Source organism: Sulfitobacter mediterraneus, from assembly GCF_003054325.1.
Taxonomy (GTDB): domain Bacteria; phylum Pseudomonadota; class Alphaproteobacteria; order Rhodobacterales; family Rhodobacteraceae; genus Sulfitobacter; species Sulfitobacter mediterraneus.
The window spans coordinates 99,990-119,678 of record NZ_QBKU01000001.1; the positions used below are offsets into that span (position 1 = coordinate 99,990).

The 19,689-nt window shown below is 58.1% G+C and carries 19 protein-coding genes and 1 tRNA gene; 6 read left to right on the plus strand and 14 right to left on the minus strand.

Going from position 1 to position 19,689, the window contains the following annotated elements; genetic code table 11:
- Nucleotides 1-3 precede the first annotated feature (3 nt).
- The 5 genes from C8N31_RS00595 to C8N31_RS00615 form a co-directional block, all read right to left on the minus strand.
- Nucleotides 4-1,818 (minus strand): feruloyl-CoA synthase, encoded by a 1,815-nt coding sequence (locus tag C8N31_RS00595; protein ID WP_025047007.1) that lies wholly within the window; start codon nucleotides 1,816-1,818, stop codon nucleotides 4-6.
- Between the two features lie 69 nt (nucleotides 1,819-1,887).
- Complete coding sequence (locus C8N31_RS00600) at nucleotides 1,888-3,207, minus strand: TRAP transporter large permease (RefSeq protein WP_025047008.1); 1,320 nt, start codon at nucleotides 3,205-3,207, stop codon at nucleotides 1,888-1,890.
- Between the two features lies 1 nt (nucleotide 3,208).
- The gene (locus C8N31_RS00605) at nucleotides 3,209-3,790 is read right to left on the minus strand and encodes a TRAP transporter small permease (protein WP_025047009.1); all 582 of its coding nucleotides are present in this window, start codon (nucleotides 3,788-3,790) and stop codon (nucleotides 3,209-3,211) included.
- 74 nt (nucleotides 3,791-3,864) lie between these two features.
- On the minus strand, nucleotides 3,865-4,899 hold the full coding sequence (locus C8N31_RS00610; RefSeq protein ID WP_025047010.1) for a TRAP transporter substrate-binding protein: 1,035 nt from the start codon (nucleotides 4,897-4,899) through the stop codon (nucleotides 3,865-3,867).
- 321 nt (nucleotides 4,900-5,220) lie between these two features.
- Nucleotides 5,221-5,297 (minus strand) — tRNA-Met (locus C8N31_RS00615).
- A 204-nt stretch (nucleotides 5,298-5,501) separates the two neighbouring features.
- Here C8N31_RS00615 and C8N31_RS20505 point away from each other — a divergent pair.
- Nucleotides 5,502-6,497 carry a phosphatase PAP2 family protein gene (locus C8N31_RS20505; RefSeq protein ID WP_025047011.1) on the plus strand — a complete coding sequence of 332 codons (996 nt, stop codon included), beginning with the start codon at nucleotides 5,502-5,504 and terminating at the stop codon, nucleotides 6,495-6,497.
- Here the strand turns inward: C8N31_RS20505 and C8N31_RS00625 are convergent, their stop codons facing one another.
- The 3 genes from C8N31_RS00625 to clpS are packed head-to-tail and all read right to left on the minus strand — an operon-like array spanning nucleotide 6,498 to nucleotide 8,660.
- Nucleotides 6,498-7,298: an SDR family NAD(P)-dependent oxidoreductase gene (locus tag C8N31_RS00625; RefSeq protein WP_025047012.1), complete on the minus strand. Its 801-nt coding sequence runs from the start codon at nucleotides 7,296-7,298 to the stop codon at nucleotides 6,498-6,500.
- A 21-nt stretch (nucleotides 7,299-7,319) separates the two neighbouring features.
- Nucleotides 7,320-8,312 carry a class I SAM-dependent methyltransferase gene (locus C8N31_RS00630; protein WP_025047013.1) on the minus strand — a complete coding sequence of 331 codons (993 nt, stop codon included), beginning with the start codon at nucleotides 8,310-8,312 and terminating at the stop codon, nucleotides 7,320-7,322.
- Between the two features lie 3 nt (nucleotides 8,313-8,315).
- Nucleotides 8,316-8,660: an ATP-dependent Clp protease adapter ClpS gene (gene clpS, locus C8N31_RS00635; protein WP_025047014.1), complete on the minus strand. Its 345-nt coding sequence runs from the start codon at nucleotides 8,658-8,660 to the stop codon at nucleotides 8,316-8,318.
- Between the two features lie 88 nt (nucleotides 8,661-8,748).
- Between clpS and C8N31_RS00640 the strand changes: the two genes are divergently transcribed.
- Nucleotides 8,749-9,456, plus strand: a complete 708-nt coding sequence (locus C8N31_RS00640) for an HAD family hydrolase (RefSeq protein ID WP_025047015.1) — start codon at nucleotides 8,749-8,751, stop codon at nucleotides 9,454-9,456.
- Nucleotides 9,457-9,720: 264 nt separating this feature from the next.
- Nucleotides 9,721-11,169, plus strand: a complete 1,449-nt coding sequence (locus C8N31_RS00645) for a D-alanyl-D-alanine carboxypeptidase family protein (RefSeq protein WP_025047016.1) — start codon at nucleotides 9,721-9,723, stop codon at nucleotides 11,167-11,169.
- A 22-nt stretch (nucleotides 11,170-11,191) separates the two neighbouring features.
- Here the strand turns inward: C8N31_RS00645 and C8N31_RS00650 are convergent, their stop codons facing one another.
- On the minus strand, nucleotides 11,192-12,073 hold the full coding sequence (locus C8N31_RS00650) for a LysR family transcriptional regulator (protein ID WP_025047017.1): 882 nt from the start codon (nucleotides 12,071-12,073) through the stop codon (nucleotides 11,192-11,194).
- Nucleotides 12,074-12,173: 100 nt separating this feature from the next.
- On the opposite strand from C8N31_RS00650, the gene C8N31_RS20245 reads away from it, so the two are divergent.
- The 3 genes from C8N31_RS20245 to C8N31_RS00660 are packed head-to-tail and all read left to right on the plus strand — an operon-like array spanning nucleotide 12,174 to nucleotide 13,114.
- A complete protein-coding gene (locus C8N31_RS20245) occupies nucleotides 12,174-12,320 on the plus strand; it encodes a hypothetical protein (protein WP_156026870.1) in 147 nt (48 codons plus the stop codon).
- Nucleotides 12,321-12,327: 7 nt separating this feature from the next.
- Nucleotides 12,328-12,855, plus strand: coding sequence for a cysteine hydrolase family protein (locus tag C8N31_RS00655; protein ID WP_037917728.1), 528 nt, complete (start codon nucleotides 12,328-12,330; stop codon nucleotides 12,853-12,855).
- Between the two features lies 1 nt (nucleotide 12,856).
- A complete protein-coding gene (locus tag C8N31_RS00660) occupies nucleotides 12,857-13,114 on the plus strand; it encodes a DUF6552 family protein (protein WP_025047018.1) in 258 nt (85 codons plus the stop codon).
- Between the two features lie 2 nt (nucleotides 13,115-13,116).
- Here C8N31_RS00660 and C8N31_RS00665 read toward each other — a convergent pair whose 3' ends face one another.
- Genes C8N31_RS00665 through C8N31_RS00685 form a run of 5 tightly spaced genes read right to left on the minus strand, consistent with a single transcriptional unit; the run spans nucleotide 13,117 to nucleotide 19,654 of the window.
- Nucleotides 13,117-13,890, minus strand: coding sequence for a DUF2189 domain-containing protein (locus C8N31_RS00665; RefSeq protein WP_025047019.1), 774 nt, complete (start codon nucleotides 13,888-13,890; stop codon nucleotides 13,117-13,119).
- A 51-nt stretch (nucleotides 13,891-13,941) separates the two neighbouring features.
- Nucleotides 13,942-15,522, minus strand: a complete 1,581-nt coding sequence (locus C8N31_RS00670; RefSeq protein ID WP_025047020.1) for an ABC transporter ATP-binding protein — start codon at nucleotides 15,520-15,522, stop codon at nucleotides 13,942-13,944.
- Nucleotides 15,519-16,625: an ABC transporter permease gene (locus tag C8N31_RS00675; protein WP_025047021.1), complete on the minus strand. Its 1,107-nt coding sequence runs from the start codon at nucleotides 16,623-16,625 to the stop codon at nucleotides 15,519-15,521. The genes C8N31_RS00670 and C8N31_RS00675 overlap by 4 nt, the downstream gene beginning before the upstream one ends.
- Complete coding sequence (locus tag C8N31_RS00680; RefSeq protein ID WP_025047022.1) at nucleotides 16,625-17,716, minus strand: microcin C ABC transporter permease YejB; 1,092 nt, start codon at nucleotides 17,714-17,716, stop codon at nucleotides 16,625-16,627. Before C8N31_RS00680 ends, C8N31_RS00675 begins: the two co-directional genes overlap by 1 nt.
- Before the next feature lie 9 nt (nucleotides 17,717-17,725).
- Entirely contained in the window at nucleotides 17,726-19,654 is a 1,929-nt protein-coding gene (locus C8N31_RS00685; RefSeq protein ID WP_025047023.1) for an extracellular solute-binding protein, read from the minus strand.
- Nucleotides 19,655-19,689 lie beyond the last annotated feature (35 nt).

Sequence of the window (19,689 nt, forward strand, 5' to 3'; positions counted from 1 at the left end):
ACTTTAATGCGCAGTGGTGATCCGGCTTGCGGTCTGCGGATCATAAAGCTGATCCACCAGATCTGCGCGGCGGCGCAGGAACTTGGGAAAGTTGATGTTGCCCTTCGCGGTCGCCTCTCCCTCGGCCATTGAGGCCGGTTCAGACAAGACCAAGGCGCAGCTGACATGCGTGGATTGATCTGACTGTGCCGCCAGTGCCGACAGACGCCTACCCAGTTCTTCTTGCAACGGGGCGCAGGTGATCACGCCGTCCGCCTCTGACAGGGTCCAGCCCTGCGCGGCAATTGCGGCGCGGTTGGGCAGGATCATCGCCCCCACCTCGGACCGGTCTTCGCCGGTGATCACCACGTCCTGCGCAAAGGGGGCCAGCGCCGCCAGCACATCCAGCCGCAGTTGCGAGGCCCGCACCCAGGTGCCGGTCATCAATTTGAAGTTTTCCGAGATCCGCCCGTCAAACATCAGCCCGCGATCGGCATCCACAGGATCGACCATCTGCATCGCGTCACCGGTGATGAAATAACCTTCGGCGTCGAATGCCTCCGCCGTTTTGGCGGGATTGTTCAGATAACCGGGCGTGATGTTCTCCCCCTTGACGCGGGCATCGAACCGGCCCTCGCCATCCGGCACCAGCTTGACCGTACATCCCGGCATCGGCACGCCAACCAAACCTGCGCCCTTGGCCGGTTCATGGCTGATCATCACGCCCGGTGCAGTTTCCGTCAGCCCCCAAGATGTGGTGATCAGGGGCAATTGCCCACAAGTGTCCAGCGCCAGTTGTTCCAGTGCGGTCCAGATGCCTTGCGGCAAGGACGCGCCCGCGTAAAAGATCATGTCGAGATCGGCAAAATAGGTCTCGCGCAGGGCTTTGTCCGCCTTCAGTGCCGTGACCAACTGGGAAAAGCCAACCGGCACGTTAAAGCTGATGGTGGCTGAAACCTCTGCAAGGTTCGCGCAGGTCCGGTCAAACAGCCCCGGTGCAGGTTTGCCATCGTCCAGATGCATGCTGCCACCATTGGCCAGCACCAGATTGAAGTTATACGAGCCGCCAAAGGTATGATTCCATGGCAGCCAATCCACCAGCCGCGGCGGGCGTTTGGCGAGGAAGGGCAGACAGGCCGCGACCTGAGCCTGATTGGTGGTCATCATCCGCTGTGTGGTCAGAACGCCCTTGGGATCAGAGGTGGAGCCGGAGGTGAGCAGGATCTTGGCCAGCGTATCGGGCGTCACCGCATCTGCCGCCGCTTGCACATCACTGCCGCCCGGGCGCATGAGATCGGCCAGATCGGTCGCGCCACTCGTAGCCGGCACAGAGGACAGTTTTTCAACACCCGCAAACACCTCCAGATCCAGCGCCGCCGCGTATTGTGCCGCGTCCGATGCATAGACCAGACCGGGGCGCACCATATCTGCGGCATGGATCAACCGCCCATGAGCGGCAGGGATCAGGGCATATTGTTCTGCAACAGGCACTACCGGTATGCCAACATATTGCGCGGCAAGGCTGAGCAGGGCGTGGTCAATACTGTTGCCGGAGATGATCAAAACAGGCCGGTCCGGGCCAAGCTCGCGGTTCAACAGGTGCCCCGCTATTGCTCGGACCATATCACGCGCCGCGCCATATGTGACCTTGCGCCAGCCTGCGCCGGACCGTTCGGCAAGGAACAGAGCGTCAGGCGTTGCACCCGCCCAATGATCCAGCCAATCACCTGTACACCGCGCCACTGGCCCGTGGTCATACGCCGACCGCAGGACAATCGTCCCATCGGCGCGATCCTCACGCAGAACCTGATGTGGCTTCAAACCCAGATGTGCCGTCATTGCAAACCTCCCTCAGCCTGCAAAAATGCAGGGCGGTTGTTCCAAAGGCAGCTTTCCCTCGCCCGCCCGTCAGCCGGGCAGCAGGAACAATGTAATCGCGGGGAAGGCCACCAGAATAATCACGCGCACGATATCGGAGCCGACAAAATACATCACCGATTTATAGGTCTCGGTCATCGGCGTCTCTCGGTCCATCGAGTTGATGATGAACAGGTTCATCCCCACCGGCGGCGTGATCAGACCAACCTCGACCACGATCAGCACCAGAATGCCGAACCAGATCGCCAGATGTTCCGGGCTCATGCCAAAGTCCATCGCCGAAATGACCGGAAAAAAGATCGGCACGGTCAGCAGGATCATCGACAGGCTGTCCATCAGGCAGCCAAACACCAGATAGAAGGCCAAGATGACGCAAAGCACCAGAAGCGGGCTGAAGCCTTGGGTCACGACCCAATCAGCCATGAACTGCGGCACGCCAGACAGGGCAAGAAAACCGTTGTAGAACGCCGCGCCCAGCACGATGAAAAAGATCATCGCCGTGGTCCGCGCCGTGCCCAAAAGGCTGTCACCCAGCACTTTCCAGTTCAGGCTGCCGGACACCAGCGCCACAAGGCCGGTGCCCATCGCGCCAATGGCGGAGCCTTCGGTGGGTGTAAACCAACCCAGATAGATGCCGCCAACAACGACGAGGAAAATCACCAGCACCGGCCATGTGTCCGCCAATGCACGGAAGCGTTCTGCCATGGGGACCGCAGGCCGGGTGCCTGCTGCATCCGGGTGCAGGCGTACATAGATGGAGATCGTCAGAATATACCCCAGCGCCGCCAGAATGCCCGGCACGAACGCTGCGAGGAATAGCTTGGCAATGTTCTGTTCGGTCAGGATCGCATAGATCACAAGAATCACCGAAGGCGGAATCAAGATGCCCAATGTGCCGCCAGCGGCCAGCGTCGCAGTGGAAAAACCGCCCGAATAGCCATAGCGTTTCAACTCCGGCAGGGCGACCTTGGACATGGTCGCAGCCGTGGCCAGCGAAGATCCACAGATCGCGCCAAACCCGGCGCAGGCACCAACAGCCGCCATTGCAACGCCGCCGCGACGGTGCCCGAGAAAGCTTTCGGCCGCTTTGAACAGGGCCTGGCTCATCCCGGAGAGGGTCGCGAATTGCCCCATCAGCAGGAACATCGGAATGATGGTCAGCGAATAGCTGGAAAAGGTCGTGTAGGTCTCTGATTTCAGCTTGGCCAACAGCGGGGTCGGATTGCCGCCCATCGCCATATACCAGCCGCCAAATCCGCACAGAAGCATCGCCAAACCGATGGGCGCACGCAGAAACACCATGATCATCAGGACGGGAAAGGACCAAAAGCCCAGTTCGAGGTTGGTCATTTCAATGTTCCCCATGCTCGGACGGCAGAATGCTGTGGTTTTGCACAGCCTCCAAAAGGCGCATCACCGCGCAATAGGCCGCGACAATGCAGGTCACAACACCGGCGGCAAAGCTGGCCGCATAGGCCCACCAAACCGGAAATTGCAGGAACAATGTTGTCTCGCCGTTGCCCATGTACCGCTGCATGCCTTCGTAAAGCCGCCAGATGATCAGCAGCAACACCAGCGCCAGAACAATCTCCCAAAAGGCGGCGATCCAACGGTTCGCCCGCAGCGGAAGCGCGGCGGTAAAAACATCCACTGTCGCATGGGAGCCATAAAGCTGGCACAGCGGCAGGAAGGAAAAGATCGAAAACGCAACACCGGCTTCAAGCAGTTCGTAACTGCCGTTGATCTCGCCAATGCCAAGATCCAGCAAAGCTTGGGAAAAACCGGTCATCTTTTGCTGAAAGAAATCATTGTGCAGCAGCTTGTTCACAGACCGCCCGATGATCGACAGCGATGTTAGAACGATCAACACGATCAGGACAAACCCACCCGCCAATGCGGTGAGGCGTGCAAGGGACTGGATCAGCCGGTGCATTGCTATTCTCTCAGTTTAGTCAAAAAAATCTGCGGCAGCCGAACTGCCGCAGATCTGTACTCATGCACGGTGGCTTACTTGTCGTAAGCGTCCATCAGCATTTTTGCTTCGTCGATCAGGGCCTGACCGTCGATGCCTTTGGATGTCATGTCTGCGATCCATTCGTCATAGATCGGCTGCGCCACATCGCGCCATGCCTGAACGTCATCACCGGCAACTGTTACGATGGTGTTGCCACGATCCACAGCAGCCTGACGTGCAGGGCCATCGGAATCAGACTGCGTGCCGCCCGCAAAGATCGAGAATTCCAGACCGGAGTTATCGTCGATCACTTTTTGCAGGTCCGCTGGCAGACCTTCATAGCGGTCTTTGTTCATCGCCAGAACGAATGTCAGAACATAAAGGGCGTTGCCTTCAAATTCTGTGTGGTTTGTTACCAGCTCTGGCACTTTCAACGCGCCGGTCACTTCCCAAGGGATGGTTGTGCCGTCGATCACACCTTTGGACAGGCCCTCTGGCACAGCCGGAACTGGCATACCAACAGGGGTGGAGCCCATTTTTTCCAGCAGCGAGTTCACAAGACGCGAACCACCACGGATTTTCAGGCCTTCCATGTCGGCAGGCGTGCGGACTTCTTTATTGACGTGGATCATGCCGGGGCCATGGACCCATGTGGCCAGAATGTGCACGTCTTTGAATTCACCGTCTTTCATGTGCTTTTCAAACATCTGCCAATACGCAGAGGATGCTGCGCGGGCGTTTGTCATCATGAAGGGCAGTTCGAACACCTCGGTGCTGGGATAGCGGCCCGGCGTATAGCCAACCACGGTCCAGACGATGTCGGCCACGCCGTCGATCGCTTGGTCCATCAGCTCTGGTGGTTTGCCGCCCAGTTGCATGGAGGGATAGCGCTCAACCTTGATGCGGCCGCCGCTGTCTTTTTCAACGTTGTCAGCCCAGACATCCAGCACCAGCTTGGGCACATTGGCCTGTGGTGGCAGGAATTGGTGCATGCGCAGTGTCACCTCCTGCGCCATTGCGGTTGTCGCCATCAGGGTCGCAGCAACAGCCGCCCCCGCCATACCCATCAGGGTTCTGCGAAAAATCATAGTGGTCTCCCTTTGTTATCCATCTGGCCCCGGTTCCCCCGCGGTCCTGATTTGGCCGAAGTGCAGCTTGCACCCCCGGTTGTGCCTTTAATCAATACCCGCTGACCGCGACGACGCAAGCCAAGACAGGCAAAAACGCAATTTGTCACAGGTTTCCGGCCCAAATCGGGCCCTTCCGGCAAGGCAGGTCGCGCTCAGAAAAAGCATTTTAGTGCAGATCATCCCAAGCCAGCACTGCGCCACAGTCAACGGCAAACATCATTCTGCGCATTATAGTGCCTAGGGTCAGGCCCGTGTGGCAGCTATATTTGGGGGAAAAGATGGTGGCGTTACCTGGATTTGAACCAGGGACCTAACGATTATGAGTCGTTCGCTCTAACCAACTGAGCTATAACGCCATCGGCGCGTGAATTAGGACAGCCTCCGCTTGGCGTCAAGCCCAAAACCTCATCGAAAATACATCAGTTTGCCCGCGCAGGCACCGCCACGTTTTGACCAAAGCCGCCCAGCGCAACCAAAGCTTCACCCAATTGCCCCGCTCGCGCCCAAATCTGGCCCCAAAAACCGGACATGTCAGCAATGCACAACTCCGGAGAGCGTCCATGCCAACAGATGCCAGCCTGCCTTTCGCCGCCCCTCAAGACGCGGCACAAAAACCTGTCTTGGAAAAGATCGGGCTGTGGCTGGCCCCTGCCGAGGTTTTCCTCATTGTGCTTTCACTTTTGACTGGCGCGCTCGCGGCGACACTCGCCATTGCATTTGACCAAAGGGTCGCTTGGGCAGAGTTCCTCATCAGCTTTGCACCCGCCATCGGGCTGATTGGTCTGGGCGCATATATCCGTGTGAAAAAACAAATGCACCGCGCTGGGTTGGCGGCGATTGGTGCAGGAATTTACATCGGATTTTCCGGCGTCATCGCGATTTTGATCTATCTGCGGTTTCCGATCAGCACCCCGATGATCGACACAAATCTGATGCGCATGGATCAGTGGCTGGTCGGCTATGACTGGGTCAGTTTTGTTGGCTTTATCGCCCAATATCCAGACCTTGGTAAAATCCTTGGCTGGGTCTACAACACCTCACTGGGTCAATTGTTTGTGGTGATCTTTGTTCTGGGCTTCACGGGCCGCACTGTGCAACTGCATCGCGTTCTGGTGGCTGGCATCCTTTCCCTGCTCTTGGCCGTGGCATTTTGGTGGGCTTGGCCCAGCGTTGGCCCTTCGGCCTATTTCACGCTGCCAACCTCCACCGAACAAGCGCTTGGCCTCGTGCATGGTCAGGCCGAAGGCGGGCGGCTTCTGCGCATGACACAAGAAGGCAATGCGTTGATCGCGCCGGGCATGATCATGGGCACAATTGCATTCCCATCCTACCACACGGTCATGGTGTTTCTCGCGATCTGCTTTGTCCGGGGAACGATGATTTTCTGGCCGATGGTCTTGCTCAACATCGGCATGCTGCCTGCGATCCTGTCACACGGCGGGCATCACTTTAGTGATCTTCTGGGCGGTGTTGCGGTGTTTGTTCTGGCGTGGCTGTTTGCCCACTGGATCGTGCCGAACAAGGCCGAAGACCAACAGATAAAGGCCAACGCCTGATCAATGCGCCGGGGCGCTCACCGCGTCCAGCAGGCTGCGCCCGCCATCAATCACCATCACCTCACCGGTCATAAAGGCAGAGCTTTCGGCGGCCAAGAATTGCACCGCTTCGCACAGCTCAGTTGGGGAGGCGATACGCCCCAGCGGCGTATGATCGCGAATGTCATCGCGCCACTCGCGGTTTTCCGCAACTGTGGCCCGCAAGCTGCCGCTCATCACGGATCCGAAGGAAATCGCGTTCACGCGAATGCGGTGCTGTGCCAAAACCAACGCCATAGACCTGGTCATCTGCTGCACTGCAGAGGCCGCAATGGCATAGCCCATCAAGTCCGGCTGGATTTGCCGTGCCGCAATAGAGCTTAGGTTGATGATCGAGCCGATCTGCCCTTCGGGCTGGCCCGCTTCTTGCTTGATCATACGTTTGGCAACAAATTGCGTCAGGCGCAGGGCTGTCATCAGGTTCTGATCCAACAGGGTCGAAACAGAATCGTCTTCGACATCAAGCGCATCTGTCGGCAACAATTGCCGCGAGGCATTCACCAGAATGTCGATCTGATCAAAGGCATCAATGGTCGCCGAGACCAGATTGGCCACCGTCAACCGCTGGCGCAGATCGCCCGCAAAGGTCCGGATGTTGCCATCTTCGGGTTCATCCCCCAGTTCGGCAATCAACCCTTTTTCATCTGCATCCGCGCACATCACATTGGCGCCATGGTCGGCCAGATGGCGAGCAATGGCCAAACCGATCCCGTTGGCCGCACCAGTCACAATGGCGGTTTTTCCCGAAACAGAAAAAGACATAAGATGCCCCTTTTGGTGAAATCAGCGCCTTGGGCGCGATGGCCGCGTCGCGTGGAACAGCTTGAACCGCGCATCGCCGCCCATCTCTTCTACATGGGCGAAGCGTTTTTTCAACTCAACTTCATAAGGCAGGTGCCGATTGGCGACCATCCACAGATGCCCCTGTGGCGCCAGAATACGCGCGGCGGCGGCAACAAAGGCTTGCCCGATCTGCGGCTCTGCGGCGCGGCCTGTGTGAAAGGGCGGGTTCATCACAACCGTGTCCATCCGGTGCGGTGGTTGCCATGTGGTGGCATCCTCCCAATAGAACTTGGCCCGATCATCGGTGACATTGTGGCGTGCGCACTCAAGCGCCATATGCCCCGCCTCAACCATATGAACGGAGGTCACTTCGGGCCGTGTCAGGACATGCGCGGAAAGAAAGCCCCAGCCAGCGCCCAGATCAGCAACCTCTTTGCCAAGTTTGTCTGGCAAGGCATCAACCAGCAAAGCCGAGGCCAGATCGACCCCATCCGCAGAAAACACCCCCGGCGCGGTCCAGAACCCGCCATCGGTCTGCTCTGGTCCGGCTTCCCAATCGGCAAAACAATCGGCGGCAGGTGCGTCGATCCAGAACAATTTGCCATGCGCCTTGGAGATCGGGCCATGCACGGTCACCCGGCCGCGCATCTCACGAAAAATGGAATCGATACCATCGGTCTTTTGGCCATCTACAACGACCGGCCCATCACTGAATGCGCAGGCCTGCGCAATCAGACTGCGGGCCTCTTGCTTGGCCCGCGGCAGGCAAACGATCGTTGCGGCAAAGCGTTCAATTGGCGCATGGGCCACGGCATAGCCGCGGTCCTCCCAGGCGGAAAAGAACGGTTTGAAATCATGCAGGATCTGGCAGCGATCCATATCGATCCCGTCAAGGTCGGCATCAACAGGCGGACGAAAGACCCCAATCAGGCCATCCTCGGGCAGATCCAATCCACCCCCACCCAGCGCCAGCTGCAATCGCGCGTCAATCACGCGCTATTCTTCCTTTTCCATCGTGCACTGCAACGGATGCTGATGCCGGCGGGCAAAGTCCATCACCTGCGCCACTTTGGTTTCGGCAATCTCGTGGCTGAACACACCCACAACCGCCAGCCCTTTTTTGTGGACCGTCAACATGATCTCGAACGCCTGCGCATGATTGAGGCCAAAGAAACGCTCAAGCACATGCACAACAAATTCCATCGGTGTGAAATCATCATTGAGCAACATCACCTTGTACAAAGGCGGGCGTTTGGTCTTTGGCTTGGTCTTGGTCAGCAGGTCGGTCTGGCCGTCATCATCGCCGGGCCGGTCTGCCATCATATGATCATCAAGGCGCATTGCTGCTCCTGAGCTGTTTCGAAACATTGGTGAGTCGTGTCGGCGTCTATATAACCTGCCACAGGCATTAGAAAAGAGGCAGAAGAAAATGACCACGCCGTTAACCGCCATCGGGCTCGATGCAGATGACACGCTTTGGCACAACGAACGCTTCTTTGCGATGACGCAGGCGCATTTTGCCGAGTTATTGGCGGATCATACAGAAAAGGACCACCTGATGGACCGCCTTTTGGCGGCGGAGCGGCGCAATTTGCCGCACTACGGCTTTGGCATCAAAGGGTTCACCCTATCGATGATCGAAACCGCGATCGAGGTGACCGACGGCAAGGTGCCATCGCAGGTCATCGGTGAAATTCTGGCAGCGGGGCGCGATATGCTGTCCCATCCGATTGAATTGCTGCCCCATGTCGAAGCAACGCTGGACGCACTGCGCGATGATTTCAAATTGATCCTGATCACCAAAGGCGATCTTTTGGACCAGTCGCGCAAGCTGGCGCAATCAGGGTTGCGTGACCATTTTGATGCGATTGAAATCGTCTCGCACAAGACCGTAGCCGAATACCACGAGATCTTTACCCGGCTGGGCACCGGCGCCGATCAAGGCCTGATGGCGGGCAATTCAATGGCGTCGGATGTGGTGCCTATGATTGATGCCGGCGGTTGGGGCGTGTTGATCCCGCATGGGTTAACTTGGGCGATTGAACACGCCAATGCCCCCAACCACGCCCCACGGTTTGCAGAGCTGGCCGGTCTCGGCGCCCTGCCCGAATTTGTGCGCGGTCTCACGCAAGGCTGATTTGGACGATTCCTGCCCTCGCAAATCTGGCGCAAATGAAACATGGCACGGCGCCAAGTTCTTGCCTTATTCCCGCCACAATGGCTCTGATGGGGGATCGACGCACAACAAACCCAACATGTTGACAAACGGAAACGTTAATTTCCCGTTAATCCTTTGAATGAATGGGTTTATTTTGAATACACCTTATGCTAGTGTCGAACGATAATAATACATGGCCAGTCGAATAAATCGGCGGCTTGAGGCAGACAAAGGCAGTTCATCATGAAGGCGCGGCGCGTTCAGCCGGCCCGTTTGGGGCTATTTTTTATCACGGCTTTCTGGCTTTTGGTGGTGCTTCCGCTGAGCGGGATGGCTGCGCCCTATGCCGCTTATGTGATCGACGCGCGCACCGGTAAGGTGCTGCATGCCCGCAACGCCGACACCCGCCTACATCCGGCCTCCCTGACCAAGATGATGACCCTCTATGTGGCCTTCGAGGCGATCCAGCGCGGTGAGATCTCGCTTGATACCAAGGTCAAGATTTCCAAAAAGGCCGCAGCGGAGCCGCCCAGCAAGCTGGGCCTGCGCCCCGGCCAGCGCATTGCACTGCGTTATCTGATCCGCGCCGCCGCCGTCAAATCCGCCAATGATGCCGCCACGGCGATTGGCGAGGCAATCTCGGGCTCAGAGGCCAAGTTTGCCCGCCGAATGAACCGTACCGCCAAGGCGCTGGGGATGACGCGAACCACATTCAAGAACATGCACGGCCTGACCGAAGCGGGGCATCTGTCCACCGCTCGCGACATGACCATCGCGGGGCGGCATCTGCTCTATGACTTCCCGCAGTATTACAACCTGTTCTCGCGCATCACCGCCGATGCGGGCGTGCGTAAAGTGACCCACACCAACCGCCGTTTCCTCAACAGCTATCGCGGTGCGGACGGGATCAAGACGGGGTACACACGTGCCTCCGGCTTTAACCTCACGGCCTCTGCCGAGCGGGGCAATGAGCGTATTATCGTGACCGTCTTTGGTGGCAAATCCACCTCGTCGCGCAATGCCAAAGTAGCCGAGCTGATGGATCTGGGTTTCCGCCGTGCGCCCTCACGTGCGCCGCTGCGCAAACCGGCCAAACCGGTTTATGCAGCCGTCGAAACCAAAAAATCTGTTGTGCCCGGCTCCACCGCAGGTGGCGCGGGCAAGACCATCCGCGTGAACGGCGCTGTCAAGAAATCAAAGCGTCCCGTCCTGCGTCCGGGCCATCAAGCGCCGGTCCTGGTCGCCGAGGCCAAGCCAGCAGAGGAAGCCAAACCGCCGGTCAAACCCGTGGCCGAGGCCGCCGAAACGAAACCAGCCGAAGCTGCCCCGACTGTGACTTTGGCCTCTGCCGCCGTGTCGATCAGACCTGCGGCCCGGCCAACCAAGCTGGCCAAGGCTGCCACCAAAAAGGTCGCTCGCCCGCAAGAGGTCGTGACCCGTGTTTCGACATCCGGCGGTCGCCATTGGGGCGTGAACGTGGGTCGCTACCCCAGCAAGTTTGCAGCAGAAAAAGTGTTGTTAAAAACAGCTTTGGCGGAAATGGCCACCTTGGATGGCAGCCTGCGCAAAGTGGTGCGGCGGCCGCAGGGCTTTGATGCCAACTTCCTCGGGATGACCCGTGAAACTGCCGATCTGGCCTGTCGCCGCTTGGCCGCGCGCAAGATCAGCTGCTTTATGATCGGCCCAAGCTAACCCTCAGGCGATACTTTCCTTTTTAAACAGTCTCACGCGCCTCGCGCCGGATCCACGTTACAAATGATTTCAGAACGGGCCGCATCACGCCGGGCCGTTTGACCAGATGATAGCCGGCGTCATCGTCCGGCTCGATATGCAACTCGCGCAAACGCCCTGCCGCGATGTCCCGCGCTACAAATTCGCGCACGGTCACGATCACCCCCTGCCCGTCCCGCGCCCCATCAAGCAACAGATTGCCGGGCACCTGCACCATACCATGCTTACGCGCGCCGGACATGCCGTGGCGGTCCAGCCAGCGGGTGCTTTCCGATGTGCCAAACTCTTCGAGCCATGGCAGATCCGCAAGGGCGTTGATGTCCGGCCCCGGTCCATCTCCGACCAGACAAGGCGCTGCCACCACCACCATGGGCGAGCGCAGCAGCATTTCCGCATCCAGCCCAGGCCACGGCCCTACGCCGTACCGCAGCGCCACGTCGATCCCATCTGAGGACAGCGCAACAATCTCTGGTGTGGGGTCGATCATCAGATCCACTTCGGGATGCCGTGCCCGAAACTTTGGCATGCGCGGCATCAGCCATGAGGCGGCAAAGGTCGGCGTGACAGAAATATGAAGCGGCTTATCATCCCGTGCGCCGGTGATTTCCTGTGCCGCTTCGATCATCGCGGCAAAGCCGGCATGCAGCGCTTTGGCCAATGTCTCGCCCGGTTGCGTCAGTTGCAAACCGCGCCCGGACCGATCAAGCAACGCCACATCCAGATGCGCCTCCAGCGCCCGCAATTGCTGGCTGATCGCCGCGTGACTGACCCCAAGCGCCTCACCTGCCGCGACCACATTGCGGGTCTGGGCAAAGGCGGCAAAGGCCCTGAGCGCCGACAGTGGCGGAAGGTGGCGCCAATCCATATTAAACTCCAGCTTACATAAGGCGAACATCGGTGACTCGCAGTATGTCACCGTTTCAAACATATTCAACAGCAGAAACATGCAAAGGAAAGGAACCGACATGTTAAATATTTATGCGCAAGCCTTCATGACCGCGACCCGCACCGACAAGGTGGAAATGCGCGAACATCCCGGCAAGAACAAAACTGCCCGCCGCCGCTGGTTCCGGCGTGGCAAGACGATCCAGATCAACCCGCTGGACCTGTGAGGCTGATATGAGCAATGCGAATGCCCTGATCCTTGTGGACATCCAGAATGATTATTTCACCGGCGGCCTGTGGCCCGTCGAGGATATGGACCGTGTCGCGTCTCAGGCAGCCGAAGTGTTGCATGACGCCCGGACCGCGGGTGAGATGATCGTGCATGTCTATCACGAGGCTGCCAGCGACAGCGCCCCGTTCTTTCGCCCCGGCACGCTCGGTGCGCAAATCCATGCCTCGGTTGCCCCCCTTAAAGGTGAGGCGGTGATCCTCAAACACCGGCCAAACAGCTTTCATGAAACAGATCTGCACACACAGCTTCAGTCGGCAGGGATCACCCATATGACGATCATCGGCGCTATGACGCAGATGTGCATTGATGCCACCACCCGTGCGGCACGGGATCTGGGGTATGACGTGACGTTGGTATCAGATGCCTGCGGAGCCAAGGCGCTTTCCTTCAATGGTGTACACCTTGGGGCCGCCGAAGTTCAGGCGGCGTTTCTCGGCCCGCTTGCCATGTCTTATGCAAAGGTAATCTAAGATGACGTCACTCCCCCTTCCCCGCCTTGGCCTGATGCAGCGGGAACGCGGCATCATGATCCTCAAATGGGCGGCCTCGATTGTGCAGATCATGGGCTACAGCGCCACGGCATTTGGCCTGACGCCGCTTAATATCTATCTGTTCCTAATCGGTCTCATCGGCTGGTTCACGGTTGGCATCTTGTGGCGTGACAAGGCGATCATGTTGATTCATGTCGTGGCCTTGGGTGCAATGGTGGTGGGCCTGATCAGCGGTTAGGGTCAGGCCCCCTGGCCTGTCACCCGCCGGTAAAGATGCCATGTGGCGTGCCCCAGCACCGGCATGGCGATGAACAACCCCAGAAACAGCGGGATCATCGCGGCAAGGGTCACAACGCCGATAAATATCCCCCAGAGGATATAAAGCGCGAAGCTGTCCCGCACCGCGGACATGGAACGCAGCATCGCGGTCATAAAGTCCACATCACGGTCCAGCAGCATCGGCATGCCCAGCACGCTGAGCGAGAACACCACCGTTGCAAAGATCGCACCGATAACAGTGCCAAAGCCCAGCATCATCAAGCCATCAGGACGCAGAAACACCTCAAGCGAGGTGGACACATTCGTCATCGGGGAAAGACCGAGGAACAGCGCAAAAATCATGTGTCCGAGGAAAAACCAGAACAGGAAGATCACCACGATGATGGTGGCCAGCCATGGCAACTGGCCTGATTTGCTGGTCCAGACGACGCGCAGCACATCGGGGAAATGGATCGGCTCGCCCGCGGCCCTCAAACGGCTGGTCTCGTAGAACCCCAACGCCGCCAGCGCCCCGACCAAGGGAAAGCCCAGCACCGCAAGGATCAGCCAGAATGTCTGTCCGGTGGCATAGGTGATCCAGCCCATGATCAACCCGACGATGACAAAGAAACTGGCGAAAAACAGGTCCGTGACAGGGTTGGCAAGGAAATCGCGAAGGCCCAAGCCTAGGCTGGATCTAAAGTCTGCAACGGTGGGTCTGCGCACGGTTGGTGCGCCTTCGGGTCTTGTGTTCATATCGGCAGTATTGCCAAGAAATTCAGAAATGCAAATTCTTGCTTTTGTTTCTCAGGTTGCGGCCTGCAACAGGGTGCGGGTGTAGTCGCTTTGCGGGCGGTCATAGAGATCCTCAGCCGCGCCGTATTCGACCACATCACCACGCTTCATCACCAGCACCTTGTGCGACATCGCCCGGACCACTTTGAGATCGTGACTGATGAACAGATAGGCCAAGCCGTATTTGACCTGTAGGTCGCGCAGCAGCTCAACAATCTGAACCTGCACTGTCATATCAAGCGCCGAGGTTGGCTCATCCAGCACCAACAGGCGCGGCCGCAAAACCATGGCGCGGGCAATCGCGATCCGCTGGCGTTGGCCGCCGGAAAACTCATGCGGATAACGGTCCATCGTGGCGGGGTCGAGGCCCACTTCGACCATCACCTCATGGACCAGTTCGCGCTGATCGCGGTTTGGGTCCACTTTGTGGATGTCGAGCCCCTCGGCAATGATCTGAAAGCAAGTCATTCGCGGGCTGAGTGACCCGAACGGATCCTGAAACACGATCTGCATGTCCTTGCGCAACCGCCGCAACTCACGCGTTGACCATTTGCGCACGTCCTGCCCCATAAAGGTGATCCCCCCTTCCGAGGAAATCAGCCGCATGATCGCCAGCGCCAGCGTGGTTTTGCCCGATCCGCTTTCGCCAACAATACCAAGCGTTTCACCGGCACGCACAGATAGGGTCGCGTCATTCACGGCCTTCACATGGCCCACAGTGCGGCGCAGCAGCCCTTGCTGGATCGGGAACCACACCTTGAGGTGTTCAGTGTTGACGATCTCTTCGGCCTCGGGCGCCACAGGTTCGGGTGCGCCTGTTGGTTCGGCGCTGAGCAATTTGATCGTATAGGGATGCTGTGGTGCATCGAAAATCTCTTTGGTGGGGCCTTGCTCGACAATCTCGCCGTGCTGCATCACACAAACGCGGTCCGCGATGCGCCGCACGATGCCCAGATCGTGGGTGATGAACAAAAGCCCCATGCCTTCGCTGTCTTTGAGGTCTTTCAACAGGTCGAGAATCTGCGCCTGAATGGTCACATCCAGCGCGGTTGTTGGTTCATCTGCAATCAACACGTCGGGTTTGTTGGCCAAGGCCATTGCGATCATCACACGCTGGCGCTGCCCACCCGACAACTGGTGCGGATAAGCGCCCAGACGGCTTTGCGCATCGTTGATGCCGACCTTGTCCAGCAGCTCAAGAATGCGGTCCCGCGCGTCAGCCCCCACCAGCCCCTGATGCAAGGCCAGCGATTCCGCCAATTGCTTTTCAACCGTATGCAGCGGGTTGAGCGAGGTCATCGGCTCCTGAAAAATAAAGCTGATGTCGTTGCCGCGCACCTTGCGCAGCAATGCCTCATCCGCGCCGATCATCTGCTGGCCGTCATAGGTGACAGAGCCGGACACCTCTGCACTGCTGCCCAACAGGGCCACAGTGGACAGCGCCGAGACCGACTTGCCCGAACCGCTCTCCCCGACGAGCGCGACCGTCTCGCCCCGCTCCACGTGGAAGGAAACACCCTTGACCGCATGGGTCAGCGCCCCGTCCTGCCGGAAGGATACGCTCAGGTCTTTGACATCAAGCAGTGCAGTCACGAGAACGTCTTTCTTGGATCAAAAGCATCGCGGATGCCTTCAAAAATGAACACCAACAGCGACAGCATGATCGCAAAGGTAAAGAACGCGGTGAAGGCCAACCAAGGCGCTTGCAGGTTCTGTTTGGCCTGCAAGGTCAGCTCGCCCAACGACGGGGCGGAGGAGGGCAGGCCAAAGCCGAGGAAATCCAGAACCGCCAGCGTGCTGATGGTGCCCGTGATGATAAAGGGCAGCATCGTCAGCGTTGCGACCATCGCATTGGGCAACATGTGGCGGAACATGATCGTAACATTCCCGACACCCAGCGCCCGCGCCGCGCGCACGTATTCAAGGTTCCGCGCCCGCAAAAACTCGGCCCGCACCACGCCCACAAGGGACATCCAGCCGAACAGCACCATCAGGAACACCAACAGCCAGAAACTGCGCCCCAGAATGGCGAACATGATGATGATCACGTAGATCTGCGGGGTGGAGGACCAAATCTCGATGATCCGTTGAAAGATCAGATCGACCCAACCGCCAAAGAAACCCTGAACCGCCCCTGCAATCACCCCAATGACAGAGGCCAGCCCGGTCACAATCAGAGTGAACAGGATCGACAGGCGGAAACCATGGATCACCCGCGCCAGCACATCGCGCTTTGTGCCATCCGTGCCCAGCCAGTTTTGTTCATTCGGCGGCAAAGGCGCTGCGCCGGGGCGATCGACAGCGGTGTTGAACGAATAGGGAATAATTGGCCAGATCGCCCAGCCTTTCGCGATCTCTTCCCCATCGATCACCCCATCCTGGGCGTCTTCGATTAGGGTATCGGGATCATCAAAACAGGCCTCAAGTCCGCCCGTTTCGATCAGGCATTTCACCTCGGGGTCGCGATAGATCGCCTCGGTCTGGAAATCGCCGCCAAACTCTGTCTCGGGATAAAAATTGAAGATCGGCGTGTAGTAGTCGCCGCGATAATTCACGAGGATCGGTTTGTCGTTGGCGACAAACTCGGCAAACAGGGAGATCCCGAACAGCACCGCAAAGATCCAGAGCGACCAATAGGCGCGGCGGTTGCGGGTGAAGTTGCGCCAGCGGCGTTGGTTCAGGGGGGACAGGGCCATCAGCCTTCCCTCCGCTCAAAATCAATGCGTGGATCAACCAGCACATACATCAGATCAGACAGGATTCCGACCAACAGCCCGATAAGCCCAAAGATAAACAATGATCCGAACACAATCGGATAATCCCGCGCCACCGTCGCCTCGAACGCAAGACGGCCAAGCCCATCAAGGCTAAAGATCGTTTCGATGATCAGAGAACTGCCAAAGAACACCCCGATGAACACCGCCGGAAAACCCGCGATCACAATCAACATCGCATTGCGGAACACATGGCCATACAACACCTTGCTTTCGCTCAGGCCCTTGGCCCGCGCCGTCATGACATAGTGTTTCTTGATCTCGTCGAGAAAGCTGTTCTTGGTCAGCAGCGTCAGCGTGGCAAAGGCGCTGATGGTCGAGGCCAGCACCGGCAAGGTGATGTGCCAGAAATAATCACCAATCTTGCCCAGCAGGCTGAGCTGATCAAAATTGTCTGAGGTCAGGCCGCGCAATGGGAAGATTTGCCAATACGATCCGCCAGCAAAGAGCACCAGCAGCAGGATCGCGAACAGAAAACCGGGGATCGCATAGGCCGCGATGATCGCGCCGGACGTCCAAGTATCAAACCGGCTGCCGTCGCGCACCGCTTTGCGGATGCCCAGCGGAATCGAGATCATGTAAGCAATGAGTGTAGACCATAGGCCCAGCGTGATCGACACCGGCAGCTTTTCCTTGATCAGGTCAATCACACTGATGGATCGGAAATAACTCTCGCCAAAATCAAAGCGCATGTAGTTCCACATCATATTGATAAAGCGTTCGACGGGCGGTTTGTCGAAACCGAACTCTTTTTCCAGTTCCGCGATAAATTCCGGCGGCAGGCCGCGCGCACCCACATAGGTACTGTCAGACGCATTATCTATCGGATCGGCACCAGCGTCGGAGTTTGACCCGGCAAACCCGCCAAACACATCACCGCCGCCCTGCGCACGGGCAATGGCCTGTTCAACCGGACCGCCCGGCACAAACTGCGCCAGTGTAAAGTTGATCAGCATGATCCCCAGCAAGGTCGGGATGATCAAAAGCAACCGTCGAAGAATATATGCGCCCATGGCTGCGGCTTACCTCAATGCACCAGAGGTGCGCAATGCAGCGGCTTTTTCTGGATTGTACCACCAAAAGTCGAGGTAACCCAAACCATAGGCAGGGATCTCTTCTGGATGTTCATACTGGTCGTAATAGGCCACCCAATGGCTGTCGTTGTACCAGACCGGGATCATGATCAGTTCGTGCCGCAATGCGCGATCAATTGCCATCACCGCAGCGGTTTCTTCCTCGCGGGTTTGGGCCGCCAGCGACACCTCGATCAATTCATCCACCAGTTTGCTGGCCACGCCTGCCGGGTTAAACAGGGAATAGCTTGCAGCCTCGGAGCCGAAATACTGCGCCAGCCCTGTCCCAGTGCCAAGAAACGCAGGGTAGTTTTCATAAATCAGGTCATAGTCACGATCCCGCCGACGTGCGGTGAATTGCGAGCTATCGACTTTCTCCAGTTTGGCGTCGATGCCAAAGGCCTGAAGGTTAGACACAAAATTCTCGATCACGGCAGTGATGGTGGCGGAACTGGCAGAATTGAACAGGAAGTTGAGCGACAGCGGCTCACCTTGCGCGTTGACCCGTTTGCCATCTGTGACCGTCCAGCCGGCCTCTTCCAGCAGCTTACCAGCCCGGCGGGCGTTGCGGCGGTCAAACAAACGGTCCGCCTTGGAGGTATGCGGCAGGCGCACGTCCTCACTTAGCATCTCTGGCGGAACCAGATCGCCCAGTTCTTGCAGCAATGCCAGTTCGGCCCCCTCCGGGGTGCCTTTGGCCATCAGGGGCGTGTCCTGCGTGAAAGAGGCGCGCTGTTTGAACAACCCGTATTGCAGCGATTCATTGGTCCATTCAAAATTGAACGCCAATGAGACCGCCTCGCGCACGCGCTTATCCAACAAATTCTCGCTTGCCAAATTGAAGACGATGCCAGTGGAAGTCGGCGGTTGCCCGTCTGGCAGCTCTTTCTTGACCACCTGCCCGCGTTCGACCTTGGGGAAATCATAGCCCGCCGCCCATTTCTTGGAATCAGATTCGCGGCGGAATGTGTATTCGCCCGCCTTGAATGCCTCAAACGACGCGGTGTCATCGCTGAAGATCTCAAGGCGGATGGTGTCAAAATTGTTTCGGCCCTGATTGATCGGCAGGTCTTTGCCCCAATAATCGGGGTTCCGTTCAAGCACGATCCGGCGGGTCAGATCCACGTCCTTGATCACATAGGGGCCAGAGCCGGGCGGCGATGTAAGCCAGGAATCCTTGAGGCCAACACCATTCTTTTCCATCCATTCCTTGGGCCATGCTGGCACACCGCCGACCTGCTCGATCAGACTGCGGCGCGAGATACCGTCGGCGAAGTAAAATTTGATGGTGTGGTCGTCGATCACCTCAACCTTGGGAATGCGTTTGCGCACCGCATCAGCATAGGATTTCAGCCCCTCGTCGAGCAGCAGGTTGTGGGAAAATGCGATGTCGTGCGCTGTCACCGGCGCCCCATCGGAAAACCGCGCCTCGGGCCGCATGCGGAAAATGACCCATGATTTGTCTTCGGGATATTCGACCGTTTCACACAGCAAGCAGTAAGCTTCGGAATATTGATCCGCAGGCAGTCCATCAGAGGGGGCCTCGCCCAACAGGCTTTCATAGCCAAAGATTGAGAACAGATGCGCCCGGCCTTTGCCGGAATAGGGGTTCATCGAATCCAGCGATCCAACAAAGGCAATGGCCAGGTCGCCACCCTTAGGGGCGTCTGGGTTCACATAGTCAAAATGCGGATAGTCGGCCGGATAAGACAGATCGCCATAAAAGGAATAGCCATGGCTGACGGTGGTATCTGCATCCTGCGCCCGGACCGCCCCGGCCATGATGGCCCCAACCCCAAGTGACAACAGCGCAGTCCAGTTCATCCAGCTTTTCATGGGCAGGGTTCGGGCGGCGGTGCGGGTCTTGGGTCTGGTCATCAGGCGCATCCTCTTGATCGCAAATCACGTTTGTC

Excerpts from the sequence above, each read along its gene's own strand:
- C8N31_RS00595 (WP_025047007.1), bottom strand. The coding sequence starts at position 1,818 with ATGACGGCACATCTGGGTTTGAAGCCACATCAGGTTCTGCGTGAGGAT.
- C8N31_RS00600 (WP_025047008.1), bottom strand. The coding sequence starts at position 3,207 with ATGACCAACCTCGAACTGGGCTTTTGGTCCTTTCCCGTCCTGATGATC.
- C8N31_RS00605 (WP_025047009.1), bottom strand. The coding sequence starts at position 3,790 with ATGCACCGGCTGATCCAGTCCCTTGCACGCCTCACCGCATTGGCGGGT.
- C8N31_RS00610 (WP_025047010.1), bottom strand. The coding sequence starts at position 4,899 with ATGATTTTTCGCAGAACCCTGATGGGTATGGCGGGGGCGGCTGTTGCT.
- C8N31_RS20505 (WP_025047011.1), top strand. The coding sequence starts at position 5,502 with ATGCCAACAGATGCCAGCCTGCCTTTCGCCGCCCCTCAAGACGCGGCA.
- C8N31_RS00625 (WP_025047012.1), bottom strand. The coding sequence starts at position 7,298 with ATGTCTTTTTCTGTTTCGGGAAAAACCGCCATTGTGACTGGTGCGGCC.
- clpS (WP_025047014.1), bottom strand. The coding sequence starts at position 8,660 with ATGCGCCTTGATGATCATATGATGGCAGACCGGCCCGGCGATGATGAC.
- C8N31_RS00640 (WP_025047015.1), top strand. The coding sequence starts at position 8,749 with ATGACCACGCCGTTAACCGCCATCGGGCTCGATGCAGATGACACGCTT.
- C8N31_RS00645 (WP_025047016.1), top strand. The coding sequence starts at position 9,721 with ATGAAGGCGCGGCGCGTTCAGCCGGCCCGTTTGGGGCTATTTTTTATC.
- C8N31_RS00650 (WP_025047017.1), bottom strand. The coding sequence starts at position 12,073 with ATGGATTGGCGCCACCTTCCGCCACTGTCGGCGCTCAGGGCCTTTGCC.
- C8N31_RS20245 (WP_156026870.1), top strand. The coding sequence starts at position 12,174 with ATGTTAAATATTTATGCGCAAGCCTTCATGACCGCGACCCGCACCGAC.
- C8N31_RS00655 (WP_037917728.1), top strand. The coding sequence starts at position 12,328 with ATGAGCAATGCGAATGCCCTGATCCTTGTGGACATCCAGAATGATTAT.
- C8N31_RS00660 (WP_025047018.1), top strand. The coding sequence starts at position 12,857 with ATGACGTCACTCCCCCTTCCCCGCCTTGGCCTGATGCAGCGGGAACGC.
- C8N31_RS00665 (WP_025047019.1), bottom strand. The coding sequence starts at position 13,890 with ATGAACACAAGACCCGAAGGCGCACCAACCGTGCGCAGACCCACCGTT.
- C8N31_RS00675 (WP_025047021.1), bottom strand. The coding sequence starts at position 16,625 with ATGGCCCTGTCCCCCCTGAACCAACGCCGCTGGCGCAACTTCACCCGC.
- C8N31_RS00680 (WP_025047022.1), bottom strand. The coding sequence starts at position 17,716 with ATGGGCGCATATATTCTTCGACGGTTGCTTTTGATCATCCCGACCTTG.
- C8N31_RS00685 (WP_025047023.1), bottom strand. The coding sequence starts at position 19,654 with ATGACCAGACCCAAGACCCGCACCGCCGCCCGAACCCTGCCCATGAAA.